Origin of the sequence: Pseudomonas sp. NPDC098747, from assembly GCF_044760045.1 — a bacterium.
GTDB lineage: Bacteria > Pseudomonadota > Gammaproteobacteria > Pseudomonadales > Pseudomonadaceae > Aquipseudomonas.
Window position 1 is genome coordinate 95,477 of sequence record NZ_JBIWAL010000011.1, and the last position, 24,621, is coordinate 120,097.

A 24,621-nucleotide genomic window follows, 5' to 3' on the forward strand; every position below is an offset into this window, starting at 1 on the left:
TGTATAGGTTTTTTCTACTTATCCTGGATACACCGGGTAATCGATATAACCCTCACCATTGCCGCCATACACCGTGGCCGGGTTTAGCGCATTCAGCGGCCAGCCGTTGGCGATTCGCGCGGGCAGATCCGGGTTGGCCATGAACGGTCGACCGAAAGCGACAAAGTCGGCAAGACCGGAGTCGAGCAACTTCGCACCCGATTCGGCGTTATAGCGCCCGGCGTAGATGAACGCGCCGCTGAAGGTGTCGCGCACCGCTTGGCGGAAGGTTTGCGGCATCGCAGGTGCGTCGTCCCAATCGGCTTCTGCGATGGATAGGTAAGCAATGCCGACGTCCTCCAGCACCTTGATCGCTTCTATATAAGTGGTGTGTGGATCTTCTTCGACCAGGCCCAGGTACGTGCGCGCCTCATCGGTGGTGGTGAAAAGCGGTGCGAAACGTACGCCGACCTTCTCCTTGCCAATGCACTCGGCGACGCCCGCCACCACTTCGCGCAGAAAACGCAGACGATTGTGCAGCGAACCGCCGTATTGATCGGTGCGCAGATTGCTGTGGGCGGAGATGAACTGGTTGACCAGATAGCCGTTGGCGCAGTGCAGTTCGATGCCGTCGAAACCCGCGTCCATCGCGTTGCGTGCCGCCTGGATATAGAGCTGGACCAACTCTTGAACTTCATCAGTGCTCAGCGCGCGCGGTGCGGACGGCGGCACCAGTTCACCTGTGCCTGGCGCGGTTTCGATAAATACGCTGACGCGATCAGTAGCCACAGCAGAAGCCGACACCGGCGCCGCGCCACCAGGTTGCAACGCGCTGTGCGACACGCGGCCGACGTGCCAGAGCTGGGCGAAAATCACGCCGTCGACGGCATGCACGGCGTCGGTGACTTTGCGCCATCCGGCAATTTGCTCGGGCGTGTGAATGCCCGGCGTCCAGGCATAACCCTGGCCCCGAGGCTCGATCTGCGTGCCTTCGGTCACCAGCAAACCAGCGCCGGCGCGCTGCTGGTAATACTCGGCCATCAATTCATTGGCGATGTTGCCCGGTTGGGTACTGCGCTGGCGGGTGAGAGGCGGCAGGACGATGCGGTTTTTCAGGGTGTGCAGGCCCAGTTTGGCGGGGGTGAAGAAACTGCTGTGGTTCATGGATTACCTGTTTGGCTGTTTTATTAGACCAGTCGACTATTGACTGAGCGTAAAAAAACGCCGTGTGATACGCGCACGGCGTTCGGAGGGACTTTCCCGCGAGGGGCTTGGCGCGAGCAATCAGCCGAGCATCTTCAGCAGTTTCTCGGCGACCGCTGCGGAACTGGCAGGGTTCTGGCCAGTGACCAATTGCCCGTCGGCCACCACATGCACTTGCCAGTCGGCGACCTTGGAGTAATAACCGCCAAGACGCTGGAACTCGTCTTCGATCAGGAACGGCACGACATCGGTCAGACCAACCGCAGCCTCTTCGGAATTAGTGAAACCGGTGACCTGGCGATGCTGGATCAACGGCTTGCCTTCAGCATTCACAACGTGACGCAGCACGCCCGGCGCATGGCAAACAAACCCATGCGGTTTGTTGCTGCGGTCGAAGGCTTCGATCAAAGCGATCGACTGCTTGTCTTCGGCCAGATCCCACAATGGACCGTGGCCACCTGGGTAGAACACCGCATCGAAATCATCAGCGCGAACATCCGCCAAACGCCCGGTGTTGGCCAGTGCCTGTTGGGCGGCCGGGTCATTGCGAAAGCGATCGGTCTCGGCAGTTTGTGCGTCTGGCTCATCGCTTTTCGGATCCAGAGGTGGCTGGCCACCGGCCGGGGACACCAGCGTGACGTCGGCACCGGCGTCCTTGAAGGCGTAGTAAGGAGCAGCGAACTCTTCCAGCCAGAAGCCGGTTTTCTTGCCGGTGTCGCCAAGTTGATCGTGCGATGTCAGAACCATCAAGATTTTCATGGAGCACCCTTGGGTTGATCAGGTGACGTCGCTGCGCAACGGATTTGCGTAACGGCGACACCGGGAGATGAGTTGTCGGAGCGCAGCATAGATTCCAATTAGACCAGTCGTCTAGTAATTTTTTCTACGCAGGTTTTCCAGTGACAGGTATGGCAAACTTCCGTTCCTCTGAAATATACGACTGGTCTATTGTCTGGTACTTTGCGCCCCATGAAACCGACCTACGACGACACCCGCCAACACTTGCTCGATACCGGCCACCGGATGATGGCCGAGAAGGGCTTCACCAGTGTCGGCCTTAACGAAATCCTGCAAACCGCTGGCGTGCCCAAGGGCTCGTTCTATCACTACTTCAAATCCAAAGAGCTTTACGGCCAGGCCTTGCTCGAGGATTACTTTGTCGGTTACCTCGCCGACATGGAGCGGCGTCTGACGCTGCCGGGCCTCACGGCCTATGAGCGGTTGATGGATTACTGGCAGGGCTGGCAGAACCGCTGCACCCTCGAAGGCCATGGCGATGAGTGCCTGGTAGTGAAACTCAGTGCCGAGGTCGCCGACCTGTCCGAGTCGATGCGCCTGACCTTGCGTGATGGCGCCGAACACGTGGTGTCGCGCATCACCCTGTGCATCGAGCAGGGCCAGGCTGAAAACAGCCTTCCCGCAGGCGATGCCCGGCGGTTGGCGGAAACCCTGTATCAGATGTGGTTGGGCGCCAGCCTGCTGAATAAGTTGCAGCGCACGGGGCAGTCGTTGAACACGTCGATGGCGACCACTCAGCGACTGCTGGGCGTTTGAGTTCTGTGGTTGGCTAAAGCGCCGCCCACTCATCGCGAAACTGCAGCAGAAAATCAACGAAGGCCCGCACATGCTGGGGCACGTAACGGCCGTGCGGGTATAGCAAGGTGTATGGCCTGGAGCGACCTTTATAGGGCTTCAGGATCTCGACGAGACGGCCGTCCGCCAACTCCTGTTCGACAATGAATTTGTAGGTCTGGAACACGCCGGCCCCATGCTTGGCCAGCGTTACCCCGCCAAGCACATCGTCAGAGCAGCAATAACCCCCGTGCGAAACAATCTCGCGATCGCTGCCGTTTTCCTGAAACAGCCATGTAATCTGCCGCCCGCTGCTGGGCAGTTCGAACTGGATGCATTCGTGTTCTGCCAGATCTTCCAGAGTTTGCGGCGTACCTGCCTTGCGCAGGTACTCGGGCGAGGCGACCACCACCAGTTTTGCCTCCTCCAGCAGGCGCGCAATCATCGTCGAGTCCGGTTGGGCGCGGACGCGGATCGCCAAATCGTAGCCCTCTGCAACGAAGTCGATATTGCGATTACCCAAGTGGATATCGACGGTGACCTCGGGGTACAGCGCGCGAAATTTTGGCAGCAGCGGCAGGATGCGGTGATGCCCGTAAGTGGTGGGCAGACTGATGCGCAATCGTCCCGCAGCACTGGTCTGTGCGCCCATGACCTCTTGTTGCGCTTCAACCAACTGGGTCAGCGCCTGGCTGCACTGGACGAAAAAGTTTCTGCCCGCCTCGGTCAATCGAATGCTGCGCGTGGTTCGCGTAAAGAGCCGAGCACCGAGCCGTTGCTCAAGGCGCAGAATCGACCGGCTCACCGCTGCCGGTGTCACCCCGGCGAGCTGCGCGGCTGCGGTGAAGCTGCCCGCTTCGGCGGCGAGGCAAAAGAGTTCGATACTGCCCAACTGCAAGTCTTCAAAGTGGCGCTTCATAATCGATTACACCGAGGCTCAACGGACATTTCCTCCCGGTATTTAACACATCAAACGGCACTGCCGGTATAGACCGACGGTGCCGTTTTTTGTCGCAAGGACAACGACTGGATCAATGCCCTGCGCTCTGGCCACCGTCGACGTGGAGGATCTCGCCCGTGACGAAGTTCGCACTGTCCAGATAGAGGATCGCTTGAACGATGTCATCAATCTCGCCCATATGGCCAACCGGGTGGAGGCTGCCGAGCGCTTCGTGGGTTTCCACACCGTGCATTGGCGTCTTGATGATGCCCGGAGAAACCGCGTTGACCCGAATGCCACGCTTGGCGTACTCGATGGCCAGCGATTTGGTTGCCGCGTTGATGCCGCCCTTGGTCAGCGAAGCGAGCACCGAAGGCACGCCGTCAATCGCATGGTCGACCAGGCTGGTGGTGACGCTGACGACGTGGCCGCTACGGTTTTTTTCCATCTCTGCAATGGCCAGTTGGGTGATGTAGAAGAAGCCGCTCATGTTGGTGGCCACGACCTGGGCGTAATCTTCTTTGCTGTATTCGGTGAACGGCTTGGCGACAAAGATGCCCGCGTTGTTGACCAGGGTGTCGATGCGACCAAAACGTGCAACGGCTTCACGGATAACCCGCTCGGCGGTTTGCGGATCAGCGATGTCGCCAGCGACGGTGAGAATATCCGGGTCTGACGATGGTTTGACGGAGCGGGACGTCGCGACAACCTGATACCCGCGATCACGAAAACCCTTGACCAGGCCAGCGCCAATGCCTTGCGAGGCGCCAGTGATTACTACAACTCTATTGGACGTGCTCATGATGAATTCCTCATTGATTCGATAGTGATTGAGTAGAAAAATCTTCAAATATCAGGCGTGAGAAGCCTCTCGCGCCGCCTGCCGTTGCGCTTGCTGGCGCATTAAACGCGTTGAAAAAACAAGGCGCCCGTACGGCTCATGACTTCTCGTCTGCTAACTGTTGCCGGTACTGCGTGGTCGTCATGCCGGCGTAACCCCAGTTATCCGTGTCGACTTCTTCGATCACGATGTGCGTGAGTTTTGGGTCCTTGTTGAGTACCCGCTCCATCGTCTCGGTGATTTCCTTGATCACCTGAGCTTTCTGCTCCCGAGTAACACCGTCACGGGTGATGCGTACGCTGATGAAAGGCATTGGAGTAACTCCATTAGCCAGCCTGTCGGGATGATGGGCTGCTGTTGGAGTGAACTTTAAGAAGTTGCGCGCGATTGATAAATACGCCATGAGGTACATCATTTGTGATGTGGTGTATCAAATCGAGCGGGTCGAATCCTGCGTGATTTATCTCGGCATTGCTCGCCGTGCTGCGCAAACTTGGCATTATCGAAGTGCGCAAGAAGTTGCGCAGTGCTTCTGTGTTTTTATCCGTGAAATGCTCTGAATGCCACGCCCTGTAAGGCCTACAGCCAAGTGCGCAACTTCTTGCGCACCACTGCGCAAGAAGTTGCGCACTTTTCCTTGTTTAAGTTGGTTGAAATGACGATGGCGGAGGGGGAACTTGTTTAAAGCATTGATCAGTAATGGCTTTGTGATGTCTGGCACGAAGTTTGATATTAAATCGTCACCCAAACAGGCAATGGTGCTTGTCGGTCGTGTGTTTCAAGCAAGGAGCACATCCCCATGGCAACACGAGCGTACATGTCGGTTACCGGTGAAAAACAAGGCCTGATCACTGCAGGCGGATTCATTGCCGACTCTGTTTGCAACGCCTACCAGAAAGGCCACGAAGACCACTTCATGCTTTGACATAAAGAATTCTTACAGGCGCCAATCTGATTGACTGGCGTTCGACGCAGCACTGTGCGAGGAACAAGGGATGTTCTCACCGGCCAACCAGCCTCATTTCAATCTGACCATCGATGGCATCGACAGCGATTTCCAGGTGCTGTCATTCACTGGTCGGGAGGCACTCAACACACCCTTCGAGTTCGAACTGGAACTGGTCAGCGAAAAGGCTTCGATCAACCTCGAAAGCGTGCTGCATAAACTGGCGTTTCTTCAGCTGTCGCCGACCGGTACCGGCATTCACGGGCTGGTCTACAGCATCGCCCAGGGCGAGGCCGGCAAGCGTCTGACGCGCTACAAGATCTCCCTGCGCCCGCAACTGGCGTACCTCGCGCACCGGGTCAATCAGCGGATCTTCCAGCAGATGACCGTGCAGCAGATCATCAGCAAGGTGTTGGAAGAACACGGCATCCTCGCCAGCGATTATCACTTCCAACTCAGCGCGATTTACCCCGAGCGCATCTACTGCGTGCAGTACGACGAGTCGGATCTCGACTTCATCCAGCGTCTGTGCGAGGAGGAGGGGATTCACTACCACTTTCAGCACACCGCCAGCGGCCACAAACTCACCTTCGGTGATGACCAGACGGTGTTCCCCAAACTGGCGCCCGTGGCCTATCAGCAAGACTCCGGGCTGGTCGCGGACAAACCGGTGGTGAAGCGCTTCGGCCTGCGTCTGGCCACTCGCACCAGCCGTACCACACGGCGCGATTACGACTTCGTCAAACCGAAGATCGAGCTGGAAAGCGATGCCAAAAGCAGCGCCCAACCGGATCTTGAGGACTACGACTACCCGGGCCGTTTCGTGGATCGCGACCGTGGCAAGCACCTGGCCAATCGGGCACTTGAACGTCATCGCAGCGACTATCGACTCGCCGAAGGCAACAGCGATCAGCCGATTCTGGTCAGCGGACATTTTCTCACCCTGACCGAACACGCCAACCCGACGTGGAACGACTTGTGGCTGCTCACTGAAATCTTCCACGAAGGCAAGCAGCCGCAAGTGCTGGAAGAGTCGGTGACCAGCGACACCACCGACGACAAGGACGATTTTCACCAAGGCTACCGCAACCGCTTCAGCGCGATCCCGTGGGACGTGCCATACCGTCCGCCGCTCGATCACCCGAAACCGAAAGTCCTCGGCACCCAGAGTGCCGTGGTCTGCGGCCCCGAGGGCGAAGAGATCTACTGCGACCAGTACGGTCGGGTGAAGGTGCAGTTCTTCTGGGACCGCGAAGGCAAGCACGACGACATGACCAGTTGCTGGATGCGCGTCGCGTCGAGCTGGGCCGCCGAAACCTTCGGTTCGATCAATATTCCGCGAGTCGGCATGGAAGTCTTGATTACCTTCCTTGAAGGCGATCCCGACCAGCCGCTGATCACCGGTTGCCTGTACCACGGCGCTAATCTGCCGCCGTACAAGCTGCCGGATTTCAAGACCCTGGCCACGGTCAAGAGCAAGGAATACAAGGGCAGCCGGGCCAACGAACTGAGGATCGACGACACCACCAGCGAGATCAGCATCGCGCTGCGCAGTGACCACGGTGCGAGTGCGATCAACCTCGGTTATCTGACCCATCCACGCCCGAGCGGTGGTCAGCCGCGTGGCGAAGGTTTTGAATTGCGCACCGACCGCCATGGTGCGGTGCGTGCGGCCGCCGGCTTGTTGATCACCACCGAGCCACGTCCGAACGAATCGAAACATCACAAGGACCTGCCGGAAACCGCCGAACGCCTCGCCACCGCGAGCGATCAGCAGGACGGCTTCGCGGTGCAGGCCAAGGAATTGCAAGCGCAGGAAGCGGGCGATCAGGACGACGTGGCCAAGGCCTTGCACGCACAGCATCAAGGCGTGCTCGGCAGTGGCCCGGCGAACATGACCGCCAACGAGTTTCCGGAATTCACTGAGCCGCATCTGGTGCTCGCCAGTCCCGCCGGCATTGCGTTAACGACGCCACGCTCCAGCCACATCGCCACTGGCGAACACTTGGCATTGAGCAGCACCGGCCACACCAGTCTCTCCATCGGCAAACGCCTGCTGGCCAGCGCCAGTCGCGGCATGCGCCTGTTCGTCCAAAGCATGGGCTGGCGTCTGGTGGCGGCGTCCGGTGACATCGACGTGCGGGCGCTCAAGGACAGCATCAATTTGCTGGCCAAACTCAACATCACCGCCAATGCCGACCGCATCACCATCACCGCCAAGACCGAACTGGTGATCCAGGGCGGTGGCAGCGCCACGACCTACAACGCCGGCGGCATCACCCACGCCACCAGCGGCCCGTACACGGCGCATGCGGCGAACTTCGCCTACACCGGGGCGAAAAGTCTGGCCGGGGTGTTCCCGGAACCGCCGAAACCGGGAAAGGGCAATCTGGAACTGTTCAACCAGTACGCCGGGCGCCAAGGCATCAAGGAAGGCGATTACGAAGTCATCGACGCCTTGGGCAAAAGCATCAAGGGCAAGCTCGACGCCAAGGGTTTCGCCAGCGTCTCTGGCGCCGCACCGGGGCCAGCGCGCGTGCTGTTCGGCAAGGATCCGGCGGACACCTGGAGCGATGGCAGTTATATCGGCAAACCCGAATGGCCGCTGAATCCACCGGGCGCGGAAGACGTGCCGGGGCAGGTGCAAGCGATGGTCGCGCAGGTCTTGCCGAGCAAGAGTTGGGACATGTTGGAGAAGGGCAAGGACATGGCACAAACAGGGATGAGTGCGATGCAGACCGCGCAGGGCGCAATGCAAACGGCGCAGCAGGTAAAAGGCGCAGTGCAGGGAGGAGTGGCCGGATTGCCGAAACTGGCGAGCGCGGCGATGCCGAACGCATCAAGTCTCCTGGCTATGGCGAGCAAGACGGGCAAATTGCCGAGCCTGCCAGCGCCGACGCTGCATGAACCTTTCTTGAGAAGTCCAGGCCTGTTGAAGGGAGGGATGCTGTCATGACGACTGAAGCAGCTGTTGCAAAACGCGAAACGCAGGTCGCGGTGGTACCGCTAAATCAGATCCAGGTCGTGGATGTCGGGCGCGATGCGGCGAAATTCGACGCATGGCTGCAAGAGGTCAGCGGCGGTTACGTGACGCTCGAGCGAATCAAATATGTCGCCGGGGCGTTACCGATCGTGGGCAATATCATGGCCCTGGTCGATGTCCTGAATGACATTGCGGTTCTGTCCAGAAGCGAGAAACGCGACCCCCTTGACTGGGTCAGTCTGGGCGTCGATCTGATCGGCGTTATCCCGGTTCCGGCAAACATGGCCGCCGCACGCATGAGCTTGCGCCCAATGCTTTACCTGGTAAGGCAGGAAATGAAGGTCGCCGGCAAAGCTGTGCTGGGAGACGCTTTGATCACCGTGGTTGCCGGGCACCTGAACGCGACCATCGTTGGCGAAATCGATGACTTCGTGAAAACCGCACAGTCTGCGTTGCCGGACTTGCTTGATAAGGCCGGACAGAAAGGCGAAGAGTTCCTGAAGCAAATCGCCAAGGGCCTGAACGCGGTGGTCGATGGCGATCTCGATGCGGCAGAAGACCTTGGCAAAGCACAGAAAAAAGTAAGTGGTGTTGGCGGGCAACTGCTCCACGATCCTACCAAGGCAATCAGCAACATTTTTGATGCCGCCTGCGATGTCTACAAGGCTGCCGGTAAGGGTGCGATCAACAGTGCTGCGAAACTTCTCGTGCGAAAAGATGCGCAGAAACTTGTGCATCGGCAGACGGCGCAACTGGTCGCTATGGGCCCTGAGCTGCGGGCTCAGCTGAAAAAGCTTAGTAATCCGAACATGCAATACTCCATCGGCGCGCTGCTGATCATATTGGCCAAGGCAGTCGAGGCGTGGAGGGCACGCAACAGACGTGGAGTGACCGGTCACGTCAAGGTCGGCGGTACCAGTCGGGCAAGGCATCGGCTGGGGGAAGGCCGCACCGAAGTCAGAAAGACTGAAGTGCCTGCGAAGAAAAAACCTAACGCCGAGAAGAATGGTACTTGTCCGGGTACCTGCGACAGCATCAGCTTTGCAATGGGCTCGGAGAGCATCGAACACACGGATTTCACGCTGGCCGGGCCATTTCCGATCGAGTGGGTTCGTACCTACAGTTCAGATCTGCAGGCTTATGATCAGGACGTGTCAGGTGCTCGCTGGATCACACCTTTCACCACTCGGTTCGACCTGGTCGAAGACGGTTTGCTTTTCCACGATGCTGATGCTCGCAGTCATGAGTACCCGTTGCCCAAAGTCGATCAGTTCCATTACGACGCCATTGAAAACATCACCGTCGTGCGGCTCAGTGACGACAAGTTGATGCTTTGTCGGGGTTTTGAACGCAAGGAAACCTACCTGCGTCGCGGCCAGCAATTTTTGCTCATTAGTGTCGAGTTACGCAGCGGCGCTGGACTCATGCTGCATTACGAGCATCGTCACGGTGATCGAACCGTTCTCTCCGACCTGATTACTTATGAGGGAGACCTGAGCAACGTCCAGATGCATCTCGGTACGATGATCGACGAGCGAGGACGTTTGACCGGTCTTTGGGAGATTCGCGACGGGGCGCCGCAGCGCCAGCTCTGCTCCTACACCTACGATGTCGAAGGCGACCTCATTCAAGCGCAGGATGAAAACGGTGCCGCCTGGAATTACCAGTATCAGCATCACCTGATCACCCGTTACACCGATCGCACTGGCCGGGGAATGAACTTGCAATGGCGAGGTGACGGTCCCGACGCCAGGGCCATACGCGAGTGGACGGATGATGGCAGCTTCGATACGCGTCTTGAATGGGATGAAAACATTCGTCTGGTGTATGTCACGGACGCGCTCGGCCACGAAACCTGGCACTACTACGACAGCCTCGGTTACACCTATCGCATACGCCATGCAGATGATCGATCCGACTGGTTCTTCCGTGACGAGGCGAAAAATGTCATTCGTCACGTCCGGGCCGACGGTCGTTCAGAGCGCTACAGCTATGATGAGCGGAGCAATCTTCTCGAGCACATCCGTGCCGACGACACCGTGGTGCACTACGCCTACGACGATCTCGACCAACTGATAAAGATCAGCGATGCCGAGGGAGGTCAATGGGTGAAGGTCTATGACGATCGCGGCAATCTCGTTGAAAGCGTTGATCCGCTCGGCAACAAGACCGAATACGCGTACAGCCCGGCGAGCCTGTTAATCGCTGTCAAAGATGCCAACGGTAACGAAAAAAAGCTCGGTTACAACCCCGCTGGGCAGTTGGTGGAGTACGTCGATTGCTCTGGCAAAACCAGCGCTTGGGAATACAACGAGCGCGCGCAAATGGTCTGCTTTACTGACGCTGCCGGACACAGTACCGAATACGAGTACAGGGCCGGCCAACTGGTGTTGATCAAACACCCGGACAACACCGAAGAACGTTTCGAACGCGATGCTGAGGGGCGTTTGCTGGCACACGTTGATGCTCTGGATCGTTGCACTACCTGGCGTTACACCGCTGCCGGTTTGATTGCCGAGCGGATCGATGCGCTCGATCAGACCGTTCGCTATCGCTGGGACAAGCTCGGTCGTCTGATCGCGCTGGAAAACGAAAACGAACGCCGCGCTCACTTCAACTACGACCCAATCGGGCGGTTGCTCGAAGAAACAGGTTTCGATGGTCGCTCCACTCGCTATCAGTATGAGCCTGAATCGGGACGATTGGCCCGCATCTACGACGCAGAACGTTGCATTGAGCTTCGCTTCGATCCGATGAACCGTGTCATCGAACGCAAGGCAACACTGGCTGATCAGCAGCAAACTGAAACTTTCGCCTACGACGGCAACGGTAACCTGATCATGGCTGGCAATACGGACAGCCGACTGCAATGGTTCCATGACCCAGCGGGCAACATACTGCGTGAGCACCAACATTATCTGGGGCTGGAAAAGCCGATGGTTGCCGTTTGGCAGCATGAGTACGATGCGCTTAACCAGCGGATTGCCACGGTTCGCCCAGACGGGCATCGCGTCAGTTGGCTCACTTACGGCAGTGGGCACTTGCTGGGTGTGCGCCTGGATGATCACGAACTGGTCGGTTACGAGCGTGATGACCTACATCGCGAAATCGTCAGGCATCAAGGTAATCTCTTGCTGCAAACGCAGAAATGGGATCCTGCCGGACGTCTGCTGGAGCAGGTGCTGGGGCGCACTGATGACAAAGCCGTGCTGCTCAAAAGGGACTTTAAATACGACGCTGCGGGTCAACTGATCGATATCAATGATAGTCGTCGTGGGCCGTTGTCCTATCGCTACGATCCTGTCGGCCGACTGATCAGTGCTGTATCGCGCCTTGGGGTGGAAACCTTTGCGTTCGATCCGGCTGGCAATCTTCTGGATGACAAGGCTTCGCAAGTCAACAGGCCTCTGGATCAGACTTCGTCACGCAGCAAACTCCTCGACAACCTGCTGCGTGAGTATGCGGGTACGCACTACGAGTACGACGCACGCGCAAATCTGGTCAAGCGTTGGCACAACGGCAGTTCTTGCCAGATGCAATGGGACCTGTTCGACCGTCTGGTGCATTTCGAAGACGACAGTCTGGCCGTGGATTATGCCTACGATCCACTCGGCCGCCGCCTGTATAAAAATTCCAGCGCCCACTATCAGCAGCGTCCAGAAGCCGGGTCGCTGTGGAACCGCAACGAACATGCGCGCAAACAGCGTGAGCATGGTTGTGGCTTCACACTGTTTGGTTGGGACGGTGACAATCTGGCGTGGGAAAGCAGCCCGGCTCAACAGGACGGTGACACTGGTCGAACTGTCCACTATGTGTTTGAGCCCGGCACTTTCACACCCGTTGCACAGGCGTTGAGCCACAAGCCGATTCGTCTTGTCGATCAACCGACCTATGACGATATCTACACACCGCAAGAGGATCCGTTGTGGAATCACGCACCCATTGCCCAAGCGTTTGACCTGATCGCCTGGTATCAGTGCGATCATCTCGGAACACCGCAAGAACTCACCGATGAGCAAGGGAGCGTGGTATGGAGCGCGCAGTACAAGGCATGGGGTCGTGCGATCGAACAGCGCTCCTCTTGCGGCCATCAACAAGGGCTGACTAACCCGATACGCTTCCAGGGGCAGTATCACGATCATGAGACCGGCCTTCATTACAACCGGCATCGGTACTATGATCCTGAGGTCGGGCGCTTCATATCCCGCGATCCAATCGGTTACGCCGGTGGTATCAACTTCTACCTGTATGCGCTCAGTCCTACCCAGTGGGTCGATCCGAATGGTCTCTGCAGCAGGAAGCTTGATCGAGCGCTCCGTGGCAAGCCATTTGACAGGATGCAAGCTCACCACCTCATTCCCGAAGAAATCTGGGGTCGGCAGGCAAGCTTTTTCGCAGATATTGGGATGGGAGATGATCGGGATAAAAAGGCAAACGGTCTATTGATGCCTGACAGTGCAGCCCAAGCGAAGAAAACCAAGCGCGTTTTCTATCATTGTGGTTCGCATGGTACGGTTTACAGCCCGATGGTAGACAACATGGTCACGAAAGTTCGGAAAAAATATGAGGCCGATGTCATTGATGAAGCGCAGGCGCGTACGGAGATTTCAGCAATTCAAACCCGGTTAAGAGCGAGCCTGTCGAGGAAAGGGAAGAGACAAATCAGACTTGGATAAGCAGGAGTAGATATGGAATATTACGTACTTTCCCAAAAGGAAGAGCCTGGCTGTCCAGCTGGCTTGTTGCATGCGGATCTATTTGATAAGTTTTACCCAAATACAAAGGGTGTTGAATTTGGTTTTTCCCCTTGGTATGCGGAGAAGATTAATTACAAGGTTCATACCCCCTACCCAGAGGGTATGGTGCTGATATCGAAAGACAAACATTATGATTTCGATATTCGCAGTGTTGCGCGCTTTTATATAGTCAGCGATGATTTCATGGCTGCTTGCAAAGGCCTTGATGTCGAAGTTGCAGATTGCGTGGCAATTGAGGTTGTGTCGAAAAGTGGACAGCCCATTTCCTCCAGGAAATATAATGCGGTTCTTTTTAAAGAACTGGACGCGCGCTCGGATACAGATCCTGCTTCGACTTTCATTGAGGAGGATGGGTTGATTTTCAGGTTCAAGAAGTTGATGTTGCCTGAGTCCTTCAAGAAAGATTTATTTAAGTTCAAAGGGTTAATCTCAGGCAGTAATACGCTGATTTGTTCTGGCGCTTTCAAAGAGCGCGCAGCAGGTCTTAAAGGAATAGAATTTACGCCTTTAGAGAATATAATCTGGTCGACTGTAAAACCGATTTGAAGATCGCGCAGGATGTACAGCGGGAGCGGTGAAAGATGTTGGGTTCACTTCCTATCCGGAATTAGACGAATTTAGAAGCTTGTTCAAATAAAATAGCGGCCTACCCGATAGTCAAAGGAGTGACAACATGAAAGACGCCATTCGTCTCGGCGATTCCACCACTCACGGTGGCAAAGTGCTCGAAGCCTTCTCCCGGACCGATCTCAACGGCAAGCCCATTGCCGGGCTCGGCCACAAAGTCAGTTGCCCGCTGTGCAAAGGGATTTTTCCGATCATCGAAGGCAGCAGCACCTACACGGTCGATGGCACGCCCATCGCGCTCGACGGCATGAAAACTGCCTGCGGAGCTGCGTTGATTGCCAGTGGCCCGAAAGGCGCGGTCGTCAACTGAGTCTGGGGCAAACTGTCAGTTCGCCCGATAGACACTGCAAGCAAACAATCCGGTTTCATCTTTTAAAGGAATAAACATGAAAAACACCGCTTTGATCCTCGCACTCACCGCCGCTTTCGGCACCTTCAATGTCGCCCACGCAGAAGTACCGAACGCCGCCCAGCTGAAACAGATGTACGACACCGGACGCAATATGTCCGGCCTGATCAAGCATTGCGTCGACAAAGGCTTCCTGAAAGCTGACAGCACCGAAAACGCCAATAAGATGGCGGCGTTTGTTGAAGGTATTCCAGGGTTAGAGGACAAGAGCGCGGGTGACAAGAACGAAGCCAACGGTCGTAAGGGCCAAGTGCTTGCGAGTGGTAAATACGAGAGTCTGAAAGACAACCTGCCACCAAATCTGAATCTTCAGCAGTGGTGCGAACAGGCGGATCAAGGCATGCGTCAGGGATTGCAGCGTGCCGGGCTGTAATCCAGATCGATCTGATTATCCGTATTGCAACGACGCTCGCTGATTCGCGAGCGTTGTTCATTTCAGCGGTCCAGCGCAGCATCAACAATCGCGTTTGGGGAAAACAACGGCTTGCCGATCAGGCCTTTCAGGCGTGCCATTCAAGCCAATAAATCAGTGATCCATTGTGCTTGTTGCGCGATCTCTTGCACCTTCGCCTCGGGCAACGTCTGCCGCGCTCGGGCGAACTGGCTCAGGGTCTTTTGTTTCTCGCGATGGATGCGTTGCCACTTGCTCAGGAACGCCGGGCTGCGTGCCTGCATCTGCAGTGGCCCGAAGTACAACTCTGGACCCGTGTAAACGACGGGTTCTGCGCGCTCGGCGACGATGATTTCGTAGTAGAAGCGGTTCTCATGCAGCAGTTCTTCGCAAAGGATGCGGTAGCCGTTGTCCATCAGCCATTGGCGCAGGGGTTGTTCGCCGCCGTTGGGTTGCAGGATCAGGCGTTCGGCGCCGCTCAGATGCGCTTTGCCGCTGTCGAGAATGTCGCGGATCGTCTCACCGCCCATGCCGCAAATGCTGATCGCGGTGATCCCGTCGCCAGGCTCGATTGCCGCCAGACCGTTGGCATGACGCACGGTGATTTGCTGCTCAAGATCGTTCTCGCGTACCGTGCGTTCAGCCGCGCGAAACGGCGTCAATGCCACTTCGCCAGCCACTGCCGCTGCAATCACGCCACGACGCATCAGGGCCACCGGCAGATAACCGTGATCCGAGCCGATATCGGCCAGCCGCGCGCCAGCGGGCACGTGCGCCGCTACGCGCTCTAGGCGCATGGACAATGTGTGTTCGTTCAACGACAACCCCTGTTCAACACTAACCTGCGGCATAGATGGCCGCAAAAGGGGTGCGACTTTGTCGAGCTATGCGTTGCCTGTCAAATCCCGGCGACAAGGACCACGTTGCGACCCGTTGTGATGTAGTGCATTCCTTTGGAAGCTCGCCTGATCCTGTGCGTTGTTGTGACGTTGTACGGACAGACGAGCGCGGCGATTGCGGGTAATCTGCCGGCTCGCTGACTAAAACAAGATAAAAGCAGGAGTCATTGATGCAACCGATCCGTCTCGGTCTGGTGGGCTACGGCAAGATTGCCCAGGATCAACATGTCCCGGCGATCAACGCCAATCCCGGATTCCAGTTGGTATCTGTCGCCACACAGGGCAAGCCTTGCGCCGGCGTAGAGAATTTTCAGTCCCTGAGCGAGTTGCTCGCCAACGGCCCGCAGGTTGATGCAATCGCGTTCTGCACACCGCCACAAGGGCGCTTTGCTTTGGTGCAAGAGGCGCTGGCTGCAGGCAAACATGTGCTGGTGGAAAAGCCACCGTGCGCCACATTAGGTGAGGCGATGGCGTTGGTCAGCCTGGCCGAACAACAAGGCGTCAGCGCCTTGTTCGCCTGGCATTCCCGCTACGCCCCCGGCATTGCCGCCGCCCGCGACTGGCTCGCCACGCGCACTTTGCAAAGCGTGCAGATTGACTGGAAGGAAGACGTGCGAAAATGGCACCCCGGCCAGACCTGGATCTGGCAGCCGGGCGGTCTCGGCGTCTTCGATCCGGGCATCAATGCCTTGTCGATTGTCACGCACTTGCTGGCGCTGCCGTTGTTTGTCGAGTCCGCTGAACTGCGCGTTCCCGAGAACTGCCAGTCGCCGATTGCCGCGTCGATCAAAATGTCCGACGCGCGCCACCTCGATGTGCGCGCCGAGTTCGACTTCGACCATGGCCATGACGAACTCTGGAGCATCGAGATTCGTTGCACCGAAGGTGTTCTGCGCCTGGACAATGGCGGCGCGCTGTTGAGCATCGACGGCGAACGCCAGGCCGTTTCGGAGGAGGGTGAATACGCGGCGGTGTATCGGCACTTTCAGCAACTGATTGGCGACAAGGCTAGTGATCTGGATCTGCAACCGTTGCGATTGGTGGCGGACAGTTTCTTCGTCGGCAGTCGCGCCTCAGTCGCCCCCTTCTACGACGCATAACCCAAACGCGGTCACAAAAAACCGCCGTCCCGGTTGATCGGGACGGCGGTTTTTTGCCTGATGGCACTGCGTTGCTTATTCGTCAGCCTTCGCGAGCAAGCTCGCTCCCACATTGGAACGCTCGCATTTGAGATTTGGTCAGAAGCGCGCCAGTCGATAAGCCTCGCTGCACGGCAGGTCTTTGGGCGGTTTTGTGGTTGCCGCACCCACCATTCCCACAATCATCTCCGCCGTCACCGCCGCCTGCGTCAGCCCCAGATGTTGATGCCCAAACGCAAGCAACACCTTGCCACCGCAGACCTGATCAATCACCGGAAGCGAATCCGGCAATGACGGCCTGAACCCCATCCACGGTGTCGCCGCTTCAGCACTCAGATCGTTGCGGAACAACCCCTTGCTCAACCGATGCAACTGCCACGCGCGTTCCATCTTCGGTGGCTGTTCAAGCCCTGCGAACTCAACGGTACCGGCCAGCCGCAGTCCCTCGGACATCGGCGTCATGATGAACTTGCGTTCCATAGAGGTCACGGGGAAGGGCAGTCGGTTGTGTTCCGTCGGCAGCATCAGGTGATATCCACGTTCGGTGTCCAGTGGCACGTTCTTGCCAGTGAGTGCGGCGGTTAGTTTCGCCGAGTGCGCGCCGCAGGCGATCAAGACGCGGCTTGCGGTCAAACCACCGTTGCCGGTGATCAGCGAAACACCGTGCTCCTGCACATATCCGCCCTGAACCCGCTGCTTCACAAAACTCACGCCGCTGGCCTTGGCTGCATTGACCAACTCGCAAACCACGCGATAAGGATCGATGAAATGCCCGGTGCGCGGGAAGAACAAACCGCCCTGAATCCGCTCGCTGAGTTGCGGTGCGGTGTCCCGAATCGCATCTGCCTGCCAGAAATCGACGGGTACCTGCTGTTGACGCAAGCGCGCCTGAAGCGCTTCGATGGCCTGAAGTGATTCCGCACGTTCGAATACCAGCAATGAACCGTCGACTTTCAGCAGGTCGGGACGCTCGATGTCGCTGAGCAAGCGATGCCACGCAGCGAGGCTGCTTTCGTTGAGCGCCCGCAGTCCGGCGACGGTTTTCTGAAAAGGTTCGGTACGCAGATTCAACAACAGCCGTGTGAACCAGGGCAGGGCGCGGGGCATGTACTTCCAGTCCAGGCGCAACGGCCCCATTGGGTCCATCAACATGGCCGGCAAACGCTTGAGTATCGACAGGTCGGCAATCGGAAACACTTGTTCGGTCGCCAGATGCCCGGCATTGCCGAACGATGCGCCGTGGCCCGGTTCCTGTTGGTCGATGACGACGACGCGCAAACCTTGGCGCGCCAGACGCAATGCGCAGGCAACGCCGATGATGCCGGCGCCGACCACCGCGATGTCGTACGAGGCGTTATCGGACATGGTTCTGCGCTTCCCTTTGCCCGTCGAGCAAGCGCTGCAACCGTAGCGGATTGGCCTGTTTCAGCGCGCCAGGCAGCAAGCTGTCCGGGAAGTCCTGATAGCAGACCGGGCGCAGGAACCGGTGAATCGCTGCGGTGCCAACCGAGGTGGTGCGCGAGTCGGACGTGGCCGGAAACGGTCCGCCGTGAACCATCGCCTCACACACCTCGACGCCGGTAGGCCAGCCATTGACCAGCAAGCGACCGGCCTTGCGTTCCAGTGTCGGCAACAATGCGCGGGCCTGCTCAAGGTCTTCGTCGTCAAGGTGCAAAGTGGCGGTGAGTTGGCCTTCCAGATGCTCAATCACTTGACGAACTTCATCGTCATCGCCGCATTGCACAAGCAACGCCGCCGCGCCAAACACTTCGGCCTGAAGGCTGTGATCGGCCAGAAAATCCCTGGCTTGGGTGGTGAACAGCCGGGCCTGGCACTGATTCGGCCCTGTGCTGATCTGACCCTCAGCGGACAATTGCGCACGTGGGTTTTCAATCAACGCATTCACGCCAGCCTCATAGGCATTGAAGATCCCGGGCGTCAGCATCGTTTGCGCCGGGCTGTGTCGTAACCGTTCGGCAGCGGCAGCGATAAAGCTGTCCAGCGCGGGACCCTTACGCGCAATCAACAGCCCGGGATTGGTACAGAATTGCCCGGCCCCTAGCGTCAGCGAAGCAACGAACCCTTCAGCGAGCGCTTGCGCGCGATTGTGCAACGCCGCCGCAAACAGCAGCACCGGATTGATCGAACTCATTTCCGCATACACCGGAATCGGCTCCGGCCTTGCCTGCGCCGCTTGAACCAGCGCCAGACCACCGCTGCGCGAACCGGTAAACCCCACGGCTTTGATGCGTGGGTCGGTGACCAGCGCAATGCCCACTTCGCGCCCGGAACCGTACAGCAACGAGAACACGCCTGGCGGCAGACCACAGGCTTTTACCGCCCGCGCCAGCGCATGGCCGACCAGCTCACTGGTGCCTGGATGCGCGCTGTGAGCCTTGACGATTACCGGACAACCGGCGGCCAGAGCTGATGCCGTGTCACCCCCGGCCACCGAAAATGCCAGAGGGAAATTGCTCGCGCCAAACACCACCACCGGGCCTAGCGGTACCTGACGTTGACGCAAGTCCGAACGCGGCAGCGGCTGACGCTGCGGTTGCGCGGGATTGACGCGCACGTCCAGCCATTCACCGGTACGCACCGTGCGCGCAAACAGACGCAGTTGCTGACAAGTTCGCCCGCGTTCGCCAAGTAAACGCGCACGGGGCAGGCCGGTTTCTGCGGCGGCGCGGTCGATCAGTTCATCGCCAAGGGCTTCGATTTCGTCGGCAATGGCTTCAAGAAATTCGCTGCGGGCATCCAGCGTTGTTTCGCGAAAGCTGTCCAGCGCCGCCCAGGCCAAGGCACAGGCCTGTTCGACATGCGCGGCCGATCCGCCGGCATAGGCCGGTTCCAGCACTGTATTCGTGGCCGGGTCGATCCCGCGAATGGCTTCACGATTGCCCGCAATCCGTTGCTGCCCGATCAGCATGTGGCCCGTCAGAGTCATGGTGTCTTCCTGATGAGAAAAAAGTGCCCGCCGCAAAACCCGGCGGGCAAGAAAGCGAAGGCTGGGGTCAGGCGAAGTTCTGTTCCGCCGACCAGTTCTCGTACCAGTGGCGGAACAGCGCGTACTGGTTTTCTGCATAACGGCGCTGGGAGTCGCTCAACGCATCGGTTTCGTTGAAATGCAGGGTGTATTCCTTGTCGCCGTTGAGCACCATCAGGTGTTTGTAATACAGCACCAGATCGCAGCCCTCGTCGAAGGACGACAGCACCGCCAGAGCCGATTCCAGCTCCCGCGCCTGACGCCGCGCCTTGGCATCACCCTTCGCCGCTTGCTTGCTCAGGGCCACCAGTTGCAGCACTTCGCGGGGCAGGGCATTGCCGATGCCGGTGATCGCGCCGGTGGCGTTGCAGTTGACGAAGCCATGCACCACTTGGGTGTCGACGCCGACCATCAGGGTCACGCCGTCATCCTTGGAGGTGATGTTCTCGGCGGCGTAACGCAAGTCGGCACCGCCGCCGAACTCCTTGAAACCGATCAGGTTCGGGTACTCGCGGCGCAGCTCGAAGAACAGATCAGCGCGGGTGGCGAAGCCGTAGTAGGGGCTGTTGTAGATCACCGCCGGCAAGTTCGGCGCGGCTTGCAGAATCGCGGCGAAGTGAGCCTTCTGCGCGGCGGCCGAAGCCCCTCGGGACAGCACGCGAGGAATCACCATCAAGCCTTGCGCGCCGACTTTTGCCGCGTGGGCTGCATGGGCAACGGCTTCACGGGTATTCACCGCACCGGTGCCGACAATCGTCGGGATGCCCGCCGCCACCAGCCGCGCCACGCCTTCCTGGCGCTGGGCTTCTGTCAGCAGCGGCCAGTCACCCATGGAGCCGCAGTACACAACGGCGCTCATGCCGATATCGATCAGCTCGCGACCCTTGGTCACCAGTGCGTCGAAATCCGGTTTACGCTGGGCGGTGCACGGGGTCATCAGGGCCGGCATGCAACCGGTGAAGATGTTGTCGCTCATTGTTTTAACTCCTTGGCACATCATTCGGATGGGTTTGAAAAGTCGGCGCGGTGGCTCAGATGCCCCACGCGAACGGGTCTGTATCGTCGATTAGCAGCGTGCTGTCGGCGGTCATGTAGGCGCGGCCGGTGATGTACGGGCGAATACGTTCGCCGTGCCATTCAAAGCGGCCTTCGAACTGGCTGCCGGTGATGCTCGCCTGCACCCAGCGCTCACCGGGCCGCAATTTGTCGTCGGCGGCCAGGCACGCGAGTTTGGCGCTGGTGCCGGTGCCGCAAGGGGAGCGGTCATAGGCTTTGCCGGGGCACATGACGAAGTTGCGGCTGTCGGCGTCGGGGTCGTCGGCGAACAGTTCGATGTGGTCGATCACGGCCCCGTCTTCGCCATGGATGCCTTGATCTTCAAGGGCCTTGAGCATCGCCCAGGTGTAGGCGGTGAGGTGCTCGACGTTGTCCATCGAAAGGTTTTGGCCGTGTTCGGACACCAGGAAAAACCAGTTGCCGCCATAGGCGATGTCGCCAGACACGCGCCCGAAACCGGGCACGTCCACCGGCACCTGTTTGCGGTAGCGGTACGACGGCACGTTGCCCAACGTCACCATGCCGTCTTCATGCAACGTCGCGCTGACCGGGCCGACGGGCGTGTCGATCTTGTGTTCACCCGGCGCGATCTGCCCCAAGTACTGCAACGAGTTGATCAGGCCGATGGTGCCGTGGCCGCACATGCCGAGATAACCGGCGTTGTTGAAGAAGATCACGCCGCAGGTGGCGTCCGCCGACACCGGCGCGCAATACAGCGCGCCGACCAGCACATCGTTGCCGCGCGGTTCCAGCAGGCAGGCGCGGCGCCACTGATCATGCTGATTGCGCAAGGCATCGCGTTTTTCCGCCATGGTGCTGCCGGGCAAATCGGGGAAGCCGTTCATCACCAGACGCGTGGGCTCACCGCCCGTGTGGGAATCGATGACGTGTACTCGTTTCATAAGACGTGTCCCGTTGGCTGATTTCAGTAGGCGCCGGCAGGGCGCGCATTCACGGTGGTGGCGGGGGAGGCGACGTCGCTTTCTTCATCGTCCTCCTCAAGGCGCAGCAGGTGCGCCGGCACGCCGGTGGCGGCGCCCCAGTAATAAATACCGGTCGCACACACGGCCACGACGATTGTGTCGAAAGGGTGGGCGAGGATGCCCAGGCCGCCGAAGGTGCCGAGTTTCGACAGCACGATGGTGATGGCGTAGAAGGCTATCAGCCACGCCGACGAACGAACCTGGCGGACCAGGCTCAGGTGCGCGGTTGGCACGAAGCGGCCGCACAGCAGATACACGACAAACATCAGGATTTGCAGGCCAAGCAGCCACGAAACGGTGTTCCAGCCGGACCAGTAGACGATCAGCGCGGCGATGATGAACGACACCGGCCCGAGCACGCCCATGCACTTGACCCGGAACGGTCGCGGCATGTCCGGCGCATTGCGGCGCAGCGCTGCCACCGTTACCGGCGCCACGGCGTAGCTCAACACCAATGCGGCGGAGACCACGTTGATCAACGCTTCCCACGATGGGAACGGCAGGGTCCAGAACACCGACAACGCAAATGTCAGCCACAGCGCCGGGCGCGGGATGCCGGACTTCTCGTCGATGTGGGTGAAAACCTTGAAGAACGTGCCGGTCTGCGCCCAGCCGTAGATCACCCGTGGCGTCGCGTTCATGTAGATGTTGCCGCAGCCGCTCGGCGAGATCACCGCGTCGGCGACCACCAGATAAGCCAGCCAGCCCACCCCGAGTGCCAGCGCGATGTCGCGATACGGCAGGGCAAATTCCTTGCTGACACCGGCCCAGCCGTTGGCGAGCATTTCAGTCGGAATGCTGCCCAGGAAGGCTATTTGCAGCAGTACGTAAATCAGCGTCGAGAGCAGCACCGAAAGGATCAGTGCGATAGGAATCGTGCGCTGTGGATTCTTCACTTCACTGGCCACCGAGATGATCGGAGTCAGCCCCAGATAGGCAAAGATGATCCCGCCTGCCGACACCGCCATCTCCACACCCGACAGGCCGAACGGCGCAAAACCCTGGACCTGAAAGTTCTCTGGTTTGAAGAAAGTAAACAGCACGCCGATCACCAGCAGCGGCACGATGAACTTGAAAATACTCACCAGATTGTTGGCCTTGGCGAATGTCTTCACGCTGCGATAGTTGAGCACGAAGAACAGGCAGAGCAGGCCGAACTGCACCAGCCAACCGAGCAATGTGGGATCACTGCTGCCGCTTTTGGTCAGGCCGGGAAACCATGCTGCCGCGTATTGGCGCGAGGCAACCACTTCGATCGCCACCAGACTGGAAAACGCGATCAGGGTGATGAAACCCATCAGGTAACCGAGCAGCGGCCCGTGGGAGTAAACCGGATAACGCACCACGCCGCCGGCGCGTGGCAGTGCGGCGCCGAGTTCGCAATAAACGATGCCCAGCAGCAACACGGCGAAGCCGCCCAGCAACCAGGAAAAAATCCCCGCAGGGCCGGCGATGGCGGACACATGACTGGCGGCGAACAACCAGCCCGACCCGAAAATCGCGCCGAGGCCAATAAACGTGAGATCAATCAGTGAAAGCTGTTTTTTGAACTTGCCTTGACCAGACATGGCGTTGCCTTCTTGTGAGTTATTGGATAGGCAGTTGTGTCACTGGGACGGCCAGACTTTGAACGCATCAGCGTTGGCGCGATTGATGTTTTGCGGCGCGATTGATGACGAAATCGGCACAGTTGTGCCGATGCACTGCGCCACTCGACACGGCGCAGACGTTGCTGCAATCTGCATGCGACTGCCCCATGGCCGACCTGTGAACAGGGAGAAACCTTCGATGCACAACGCGTTTTCAATCCTGTGCCAGGACGGTCAAGGCAATCGGCCGCAAACCCTGCAAGCGCTATTGGCCGGCGCGGCGCCGCTGTTGCCGATGCTCGACCTGATTCCCAATGCGGCGATTTTCATCAAGGATGTGCAGGCCCGCTACGTGTTGGCCAACCGCACGCTGGTGCAGCGCTGCGGCTTGAAGGATTTGCGGCCAATGCTCGGTAAAACCAGCGCGCAGGTCTTCCCGGCGCAACTGGGGCCGGGCTACACGGAACAGGATCGCAAAGTGCTGGAGGAGGGCTTCGTGCTGGAGGATCAGCTCGAGCTGCATCTGTACGGCAGCCGCGAACCGGGTTGGTGCCTGACCCATAAACACCCGTTGTACAACGGTGACGGCGCGATCATCGGTCTGGCCGGGATCTCGGTCGATTTGCAGTCGGCCAGCGAAACCCATCCGGCCTTCCAGCGGCTTGCCGCGGTCGACGAGCACATCCGCAAGCACTTCAATCGTCGCGTCACGCTGGGCGAACTCACTCGGATTGCGGGCATTTCAGTGGCGCAACTGGAGCGCTACTGCAAACGGGTGTTCCATCTGACGCCACGACAGATGATCCAGAAAGTGCGGCTTGAACACGCCCATCGCCTGTTGCACACCGACCTGCCAATCACCGAGGTTGCACTGCAATGTGGCTACACCGACCACAGCGCCTTCACCCGCCAGTTCAAGGCGTCGACCGGGTTCACCCCGCGCCAGTACCGACAGGCCACGACCCTCCCGGTGCAGCTAGACTGAAGACATCACAACCCTCTTGCGACAGGAGCGACGCGATGATCGCAATACCCTGGCATCGATGCTCGCAGTGGCTCTTGCCTGCGCTCATCGCGTTGAGCCTGACGCTGAGCGCCGGCTGCTCGAACCGCAAACACTACCCGCCCTCCGGCGTGGGCGACAGTTGCTACGCCAAAGCGTTGCCGACGGTCGGCGAGGGCGGTCTGGCCTGGGGTTCGAGCCTGAACATGGCGCGGCAGAAATCCATGAACAACTGCATGCGTTATGCCGGGCGCTCAGGTGGCACGCCGAATACTTGTCAGGTGGTGTTGGCCAAGTGCAAATGACGTTCGCTCAGCA

21 protein-coding genes and 1 pseudogene are annotated in these 24,621 nt (G+C 58.7%); 10 read left to right on the plus strand and 12 right to left on the minus strand.

All coding sequences use genetic code 11. From position 1 onward, the window contains the following. Positions 1-18 precede the first annotated feature (18 nt). Together ACIQVE_RS09880 and ACIQVE_RS09885 are read right to left on the minus strand one after the other, a co-directional pair. Positions 19-1,143: an alkene reductase gene (locus ACIQVE_RS09880; RefSeq protein WP_402807334.1), complete on the minus strand. Its 1,125-nt coding sequence runs from the start codon at positions 1,141-1,143 to the stop codon at positions 19-21. Positions 1,144-1,263: 120 nt separating this feature from the next. Beyond that, positions 1,264-1,941: a type 1 glutamine amidotransferase domain-containing protein gene (locus ACIQVE_RS09885; protein ID WP_402807337.1), complete on the minus strand. Its 678-nt coding sequence runs from the start codon at positions 1,939-1,941 to the stop codon at positions 1,264-1,266. 210 nt (positions 1,942-2,151) lie between these two features. Here ACIQVE_RS09885 and ACIQVE_RS09890 point away from each other — a divergent pair, with 210 nt between their 5' ends. Continuing rightward, complete coding sequence (locus tag ACIQVE_RS09890) at positions 2,152-2,736, plus strand: TetR/AcrR family transcriptional regulator (protein WP_402807338.1); 585 nt, start codon at positions 2,152-2,154, stop codon at positions 2,734-2,736. A 13-nt stretch (positions 2,737-2,749) separates the two neighbouring features. Here the strand turns inward: ACIQVE_RS09890 and ACIQVE_RS09895 are convergent, their stop codons facing one another. The 3 genes from ACIQVE_RS09895 to ACIQVE_RS09905 form a co-directional block, all read right to left on the minus strand. Next, on the minus strand, positions 2,750-3,673 hold the full coding sequence (locus tag ACIQVE_RS09895; protein ID WP_402807341.1) for a LysR family transcriptional regulator: 924 nt from the start codon (positions 3,671-3,673) through the stop codon (positions 2,750-2,752). A gap of 112 nt (positions 3,674-3,785) precedes the next feature. Further along, entirely contained in the window at positions 3,786-4,496 is a 711-nt protein-coding gene (locus ACIQVE_RS09900) for an SDR family NAD(P)-dependent oxidoreductase (protein WP_402807343.1), read from the minus strand. A 136-nt stretch (positions 4,497-4,632) separates the two neighbouring features. Beyond that, a complete protein-coding gene (locus ACIQVE_RS09905; protein WP_402807346.1) occupies positions 4,633-4,848 on the minus strand; it encodes a 4-oxalocrotonate tautomerase family protein in 216 nt (71 codons plus the stop codon). A gap of 486 nt (positions 4,849-5,334) precedes the next feature. Between ACIQVE_RS09905 and ACIQVE_RS09910 the strand changes: the two are divergent. The 6 genes and pseudogenes from ACIQVE_RS09910 to ACIQVE_RS09935 all read left to right on the plus strand — a co-directional run. Next, positions 5,335-5,457, plus strand: a pseudogene (locus tag ACIQVE_RS09910) (type VI secretion system tube protein Hcp); the annotation flags it as partial. Between the two features lie 73 nt (positions 5,458-5,530). Then, a complete protein-coding gene (locus ACIQVE_RS09915; protein WP_402807349.1) occupies positions 5,531-8,437 on the plus strand; it encodes a type VI secretion system tip protein VgrG in 2,907 nt (968 codons plus the stop codon). Then, positions 8,434-13,140: an RHS repeat-associated core domain-containing protein gene (locus tag ACIQVE_RS09920; protein ID WP_402807353.1), complete on the plus strand. Its 4,707-nt coding sequence runs from the start codon at positions 8,434-8,436 to the stop codon at positions 13,138-13,140. Before ACIQVE_RS09915 ends, ACIQVE_RS09920 begins: the two co-directional genes overlap by 4 nt. Before the next feature lie 12 nt (positions 13,141-13,152). Then, positions 13,153-13,767 (plus strand): Imm43 family immunity protein, encoded by a 615-nt coding sequence (locus tag ACIQVE_RS09925; protein WP_402807356.1) that lies wholly within the window; start codon positions 13,153-13,155, stop codon positions 13,765-13,767. A 127-nt stretch (positions 13,768-13,894) separates the two neighbouring features. Further along, positions 13,895-14,158, plus strand: coding sequence for a PAAR domain-containing protein (locus ACIQVE_RS09930; protein ID WP_402807358.1), 264 nt, complete (start codon positions 13,895-13,897; stop codon positions 14,156-14,158). 76 nt (positions 14,159-14,234) lie between these two features. Then, on the plus strand, positions 14,235-14,630 hold the full coding sequence (locus ACIQVE_RS09935; RefSeq protein ID WP_402807360.1) for a hypothetical protein: 396 nt from the start codon (positions 14,235-14,237) through the stop codon (positions 14,628-14,630). 140 nt (positions 14,631-14,770) lie between these two features. Here ACIQVE_RS09935 and ACIQVE_RS09940 read toward each other — a convergent pair whose 3' ends face one another. Next, the gene (locus ACIQVE_RS09940) at positions 14,771-15,466 is read right to left on the minus strand and encodes a tRNA (adenine(22)-N(1))-methyltransferase (protein WP_402807362.1); all 696 of its coding nucleotides are present in this window, start codon (positions 15,464-15,466) and stop codon (positions 14,771-14,773) included. Between the two features lie 251 nt (positions 15,467-15,717). On the opposite strand from ACIQVE_RS09940, the gene ACIQVE_RS09945 reads away from it, so the two are divergent. After that, entirely contained in the window at positions 15,718-16,647 is a 930-nt protein-coding gene (locus tag ACIQVE_RS09945; protein WP_402807363.1) for a Gfo/Idh/MocA family protein, read from the plus strand. 138 nt (positions 16,648-16,785) lie between these two features. Here the strand turns inward: ACIQVE_RS09945 and ACIQVE_RS09950 are convergent, their stop codons facing one another. The 6 genes from ACIQVE_RS09950 to ACIQVE_RS09975 form a co-directional block, all read right to left on the minus strand. After that, positions 16,786-18,051, minus strand: a complete 1,266-nt coding sequence (locus tag ACIQVE_RS09950; protein ID WP_402807365.1) for an NAD(P)/FAD-dependent oxidoreductase — start codon at positions 18,049-18,051, stop codon at positions 16,786-16,788. Beyond that, on the minus strand, positions 18,041-19,633 hold the full coding sequence (locus ACIQVE_RS09955) for an aldehyde dehydrogenase (NADP(+)) (RefSeq protein WP_402807368.1): 1,593 nt from the start codon (positions 19,631-19,633) through the stop codon (positions 18,041-18,043). Before ACIQVE_RS09955 ends, ACIQVE_RS09950 begins: the two co-directional genes overlap by 11 nt. 67 nt (positions 19,634-19,700) lie before the next feature. Then, the gene (locus tag ACIQVE_RS09960) at positions 19,701-20,648 is read right to left on the minus strand and encodes a dihydrodipicolinate synthase family protein (RefSeq protein WP_402807371.1); all 948 of its coding nucleotides are present in this window, start codon (positions 20,646-20,648) and stop codon (positions 19,701-19,703) included. Positions 20,649-20,703: 55 nt separating this feature from the next. Continuing rightward, a complete protein-coding gene (locus ACIQVE_RS09965; protein WP_402807373.1) occupies positions 20,704-21,630 on the minus strand; it encodes a 4-hydroxyproline epimerase in 927 nt (308 codons plus the stop codon). A 23-nt stretch (positions 21,631-21,653) separates the two neighbouring features. Next, positions 21,654-23,279, minus strand: coding sequence for an APC family permease (locus tag ACIQVE_RS09970; protein WP_402807374.1), 1,626 nt, complete (start codon positions 23,277-23,279; stop codon positions 21,654-21,656). A gap of 39 nt (positions 23,280-23,318) precedes the next feature. Then, entirely contained in the window at positions 23,319-23,456 is a 138-nt protein-coding gene (locus ACIQVE_RS09975) for a hypothetical protein (RefSeq protein ID WP_402807376.1), read from the minus strand. Positions 23,457-23,499: 43 nt separating this feature from the next. Between ACIQVE_RS09975 and ACIQVE_RS09980 the strand changes: the two genes are divergently transcribed. Both ACIQVE_RS09980 and ACIQVE_RS09985 read left to right on the plus strand, forming a co-directional pair. Next, entirely contained in the window at positions 23,500-24,285 is a 786-nt protein-coding gene (locus ACIQVE_RS09980) for a helix-turn-helix domain-containing protein (RefSeq protein WP_402807378.1), read from the plus strand. 35 nt (positions 24,286-24,320) lie between these two features. Then, positions 24,321-24,608, plus strand: coding sequence for a hypothetical protein (locus ACIQVE_RS09985; protein ID WP_402807380.1), 288 nt, complete (start codon positions 24,321-24,323; stop codon positions 24,606-24,608). Positions 24,609-24,621 lie beyond the last annotated feature (13 nt).